Raw genomic sequence first — 5,073 nt, 5'->3', positions numbered from 1 at the left:
CCCGCACCGCCCTCGAGGAGAACCTCGCCGCGCTGGAGGGCGGTCGCCGCGGCCTGGTGGGCCGCCCTGACCGGCATGGCCGGACTGGGCCGCGTCATCGGCGGGGTCGGCCGCTGCGGCTGTGGTCGTGGGAGCGGCTCGGTCGGCGTGGACCGGCGGGTCGGCGGCCGGGCCCGGAGTGGGCCGCGCGGGCCGTCGAGGCGGCTCAACTGCGGGCCTCGGACTGTTCACGCCACCGCGCTCGGCGGACTCGCCGAACCACCCCGCTCGGGCGGGAGCGGGCTCCGCGGGACGCGAGGGGCGGGTCGCGGCAGGAGCAGGGTCGCCCGGGGCCCGGTGAAGGGAGGGACTCGGGGCGGCGGGCCGGAGGGTGCTTTCGTTCGCGGCGGGGTGTGCGCCCCGCCGGTCCACGGACGCGCGGCGGTCCAGTCGCTCCATGCGGGAGCTGAGTTCCGCGCAGCGGGCGGTGAGGCGGTGGTGGTCGTCCCGGGCCCAGGCCAGGTCCCCGTGGAGGGACGCGGTCTCGTCCGGGGAGGCGGGCGCGGACAGGAGGTCGTTCAGCCCGGCCACGCGTTCGGCCGCGTAGCGCTGCTCGCGGAGCATGACGTCGAGACGGCCGGCCAGGGCGTCCCGGGCGCCGGGCCGGGCGTCGTACGCGGCCAGCGCTGCCGTGTGCAGCGTGCGCGCCCGTTCCCGCTCGGCCGCCGCCGCTGCGCCGCCGTACGCCGTGCCGAGGTCCTGCAGCAACGACTCCACCACGTCCCAGGGCGGCACCTCACGCCCGTCCAGGCAGGCCCGCATGCCCTCGGGATCCCGCTGCCAGAAGACCCCGCTCCAGCCGCCGCCCCGGTCGAGGCGCGCCAGAAGTCCGTCCAGGTAGCTCGCGAACTCCCGCACCCGTCCGAGGAGTCGATCCACGCCCATTGCCCAGCTCCCGCCCGACCGCCGGCACCGGTTCGGTAGGCAACACCAGTTGTGTTACGGACCTGCTACGCAGAGTTTTCCGGCAGCGGGCGGTCGGCTCATCACGGGACGCCGGCCGCCGAGCGCACGCCGGGGGCGGGCCGGTGCCTCAGGCCGTGACCGGCGCGCACAGCGCGACCAGGTCGTCCATCGACAGTCCGAGCACCCCGGCCAGCGCGGCCACGGTGAAGAACGCGGGCGTCGGCGCCCGGCCCGTCTCGATCTTGCGGAGCGTCTCGGCCGAGACGCCCGCCTCCGCGGCGACCTCGGCCATGCTGCGGCCGCCGCGTGCCTCGCGCAGCAGCCGCCCGAGCCGCTCGCCGCGCTCGCGCTCTTCGGGGGTGAGTGGGGTGCGCACCATGCCCCCATTCTGCCTGCCGCCCGCCCCATTCAAATACCGCGGCCGTCCCCATCCGAGGATCACCGCCTTTCGAGCACCGCCGCACCCCGCCGCACCCCGCCGCTCACCGGCGCACCCGCCGTTCGAGCCGCCACCGTGCCCCCTCGCGCACAGGCAGCCCCGCCCGGGATCGGCCCCATTCAAATACCGGTATAGTAATTGGCATGATGGAGCTGAAGACGAAGACGTCGATCGACGCGATGCACGCGGCGGGCCAGGTCGTGGGGCGGGCCCTGACGGCCGTAAGGGAGGCCGCGCGCGTCGGCGTATCGCTGCTGGAGCTGGACGAGGTCGCCCGGGAGGTGCTGCGCGAGGCCGGGGCGACCTCGCCCTTCCTCGGCTACCGTCCCTCCTTCGCCCCGACCCCCTTCCCCGCGGTCCTCTGCGCCTCGGTCAACGACGCGATCGTGCACGGCATCCCCACCCGCGACCGGCTGCGCGACGGCGACCTCGTCTCGATCGACTGCGGTGCCGAGCTGGACGGCTGGGTCGGCGACTCGGCGATCAGCTTCGTGGTGGGCCGCCCGCGCCCCGCGGACCTCCGGCTGATCGACACCGCCGAGCGGGCGCTCGCGGCCGGCATCGAGGCGGCCGTCGCCGGCAACCGCATCGGCGACATCGCCCACGCAGTCGGCCGTGTCTGCCGTACGGCCGGCTACGGCATCCCGTACGGCTTCGGCGGCCACGGCATCGGCCGCCGTATGCACGAGGACCCCGAGGTGCCCAACGAGGGCCGCCCCGGCCGCGGCCTGCCGCTGCGCCCCGGCATGGTCATCGCCATCGAGCCGATGCTGATCGCGAGCGGCAGGGACGACTACTACCCGGCCGCCGACGGCTGGACCCTGCGCACGAGCGACGGCTCCCGCGCGGCCCACGCCGAACACACGGTGGCCATCACGGAGGAGGGCCCCCGGATCCTGACGGCACGCGTCCCGGCCTGAGGGGGCGCACGGGGCGACGGCGGACCCGCTGCCGCCGGACGGACGAGCGAGCCTCACCCGGGCGGGCGAACATGCCACCCCCAACGGATCGTGCCATCGTGGGCATGAGCAGGCTCCGATCCGGTTACCCGGCCGGGCCAGTCGTCAGCGAAGGAACGCAACGCCATGACCAACGGCTACCCTCCTGACCCCTTCGGCGAATTCCTCGCCCGCTTCTTCAGCGGCGCCGCCGGCGGAGCCGCCGGCCCCCGCCACATCGACATCGGCCGGCTGCTCAGCCAGCCGGCCCGGGAGCTGGTCAGAGGAGCCGCCCGGTACGCAGCCGAGCACGGCAGCCGCGACCTGGACACGCAGCACCTGCTGCGCGCCGCCGCGGAGAACGAGCCCACGCGGAGCCTGCTCAGCCGGGCCGGCGCCGACCCCGACTCGCTCGCGACGGAGATCGACGACCGTGCGGGCCCGGTGCAGCACCCGCCGGGCGAGGCACCGCCGCCGACCTCGCTGTCGCTGACCCCGGCCGTGAAGCGGGCCCTGCTGGACGCGCACGACATGGCGCGGGCCAGCGGCGCCGGATACATCGGCCCGGAGCACGTGCTCAGCGCGCTGGCCTCGAACCCGGACTCCGCGGCGGGACACATCCTGCACGCGGCCCGGTTCTCGGCCGGCGGGCTGCCACCGGAGACGGCGGAGAGCACGGCGACCCGCCCGGAGCGGCAGCGGCCCACCTCCACGCCCACGCTGGACAAGTACGGCCGTGATCTGACCGATCTGGCCCGGCAGAACCGGGTCGACCCGGTGATCGGCCGGGACACGGAGATCGAGCAGACCATCGAGGTGCTGTCGCGGCGCGGCAAGAACAACCCGGTGCTGATCGGTGACGCGGGGGTCGGCAAGACCGCCATCGTGGAGGGCCTCGCCCAGCGCATCGCGGACGGCGACGTCCCCGACGTGCTGGCCGGGCGCCGGGTGGTGGCACTGGACCTGACCGGGGTCGTGGCCGGCACCCGCTACCGGGGCGACTTCGAGGAGCGCCTGAACAACATCGTGGAGGAGATCCGCGCCAACTCCGACCGGCTGATCGTGTTCATCGACGAGCTGCACACCGTCGTGGGCGCGGGCTCCGGCGGCGAGGGCGGCGCGATGGACGCGGGCAACATCCTCAAGCCCGCGCTCGCCCGCGGCGAGCTGCACATCGTGGGCGCGACCACGCTGGAGGAGTTCCGCCGGATCGAGAAGGACGCGGCGCTGGCCCGCCGGTTCCAGCCGGTCCTGGTGCCCGAGCCGACGGTCGAGGACACCATCGAGATCCTGCGCGGGCTGCGCGACCGGTACGAGGCCCACCACCAGGTCCGCTACTCCGACGAGGCGCTGGTCGCCGCGGTGGAGCTGTCCGACCGGTACCTCACCGACCGCCGGCTGCCGGACAAGGCGATCGACCTGATCGACCAGGCGGGCGCCCGGGTGCGGCTCGGCGCCCGCACCAAGGGCACCGACGTGCGCGCGATGGAGCGCGAGGTGGACCAGCTGGTGCGGGACAAGGACCAGGCGGTCGCCGACGAGGACTACGAGCAGGCCAAGCAGCTGCGCGACCGGATCGGCGAGCTGAAGCAGCGGATCGCCCAGGTCAGCGATGACGGCAAGGCCGACGAGGGACAGCTGGAGGTGACCGCGGAGGCCATCGCCGAGGTGGTGTCGCGGCAGACCGGCATCCCGGTCAGCCGGCTGACCCAGGAGGAGAAGGAGCGGCTGCTCGGCCTGGAGGAGCACCTGCACCAGCGGGTGGTCGGCCAGGAGGAGGCCGTCGCCGTGGTGGCCGAGGCGGTGCTGCGCTCCCGGGCGGGGCTGGCGAGCCCCAGCCGCCCGATCGGCAGCTTCCTCTTCCTCGGCCCGACCGGCGTCGGCAAGACCGAGCTGGCCCGCGCGCTCGCCGAGGCGCTCTTCGGCAGCGAGGAGCGCATGGTCCGCCTGGACATGAGCGAGTACCAGGAGCGGCACACCGTCTCCCGGCTGGTCGGCGCCCCGCCCGGGTACGTGGGCCACGAGGAGGCCGGTCAGCTCACCGAGGTGGTGCGGCGGCACCCGTACTCGCTGCTCCTCCTCGACGAGGTGGAGAAGGCGCACCCGGACGTCTTCAACATCCTGCTGCAGGTGCTGGACGACGGCCGCCTCACGGACTCCCAGGGCCGGACCGTGGACTTCACCAACACGGTGATCGTGATGACCAGCAACCTCGGCTCCGAGGCGATCACCCGGCGCGGGGCCGGGATCGGGTTCGGGCCGGGTGGTGCGGAGGCCGACGAGGAGGCGCGGCGCGAGCAGATCCTGCGGCCGCTGCGCGAGCACTTCCGGCCGGAGTTCCTCAACCGCATCGACGAGATCGTGGTCTTCCGGCAGCTGACGAGCGAGCAACTGCGGCAGATCACCGACCTGTTGCTGGAGGGCACCCGGCGGCTGGTGGACGGCCAGGGCGTCACCGTCACGTTCACGGACGCGGCCGTCGACTGGCTCGCGGAGCGCGGCTACCAGCCGGAGTACGGCGCCCGGCCGCTGCGCCGCACCATCCAGCGGGAGGTGGACAACCAGCTCTCCCGGCTACTGCTGAACGGCACGATCTCCGAGGGCAGCCGGGTCACCGTGGACGTCGCGGACGGGCGGCTGGACTTCCGTGCCCAGGAAGCCCCGCCGCCCGCACCGGAGCCGCCCGCGCCGGGGGTCTGAGAGCCGGCGGGGGCCGCCCCCGCCGGGGGCAGGGGCCGGGGGGCCCCCCCA

General features: G+C 74.7%; 3 protein-coding genes and 1 pseudogene. 2 read left to right on the top strand and 2 right to left on the bottom strand.

Features of this window, described 5'->3' with window-relative positions; translation table 11 throughout:
- Together ACWEN3_RS41115 and ACWEN3_RS41110 are read right to left on the bottom strand one after the other, a co-directional pair.
- Positions 1-924, bottom strand: a pseudogene (locus tag ACWEN3_RS41115) (hypothetical protein); the annotation flags it as partial.
- Between the two features lie 148 nt (positions 925-1,072).
- Positions 1,073-1,324 carry a helix-turn-helix domain-containing protein gene (locus tag ACWEN3_RS41110; RefSeq protein ID WP_452982224.1) on the bottom strand — a complete coding sequence of 84 codons (252 nt, stop codon included), beginning with the start codon at positions 1,322-1,324 and terminating at the stop codon, positions 1,073-1,075.
- A 203-nt stretch (positions 1,325-1,527) separates the two neighbouring features.
- Here ACWEN3_RS41110 and map point away from each other — a divergent pair, with 203 nt between their 5' ends.
- Positions 1,528-2,304, top strand: a complete 777-nt coding sequence (map, locus tag ACWEN3_RS41105; protein ID WP_452982222.1) for a type I methionyl aminopeptidase — start codon at positions 1,528-1,530, stop codon at positions 2,302-2,304.
- Between the two features lie 165 nt (positions 2,305-2,469).
- Positions 2,470-5,022, top strand: coding sequence for an ATP-dependent Clp protease ATP-binding subunit (locus ACWEN3_RS41100; protein WP_452982220.1), 2,553 nt, complete (start codon positions 2,470-2,472; stop codon positions 5,020-5,022).
- Positions 5,023-5,073: the final 51 nt, after the last annotated feature.

Source organism: Streptomyces sp. NPDC004561 (genome assembly GCF_053602155.1).
The sequence above is the reverse complement of the archived record's forward strand: the minus strand, read 5'-3'. Positions and strand labels throughout refer to the sequence as shown.

What these genes read in the sequence shown, in the direction of transcription:
- ACWEN3_RS41100 (WP_452982220.1), top strand. Translation starts at nt 2,470, where the DNA reads ATGACCAACGGCTACCCTCCTGACCCCTTCGGCGAATTCCTCGCCCGC.
- map (WP_452982222.1), top strand. Translation starts at nt 1,528, where the DNA reads ATGATGGAGCTGAAGACGAAGACGTCGATCGACGCGATGCACGCGGCG.
- ACWEN3_RS41110 (WP_452982224.1), bottom strand. Translation starts at nt 1,324, where the DNA reads ATGGTGCGCACCCCACTCACCCCCGAAGAGCGCGAGCGCGGCGAGCGG.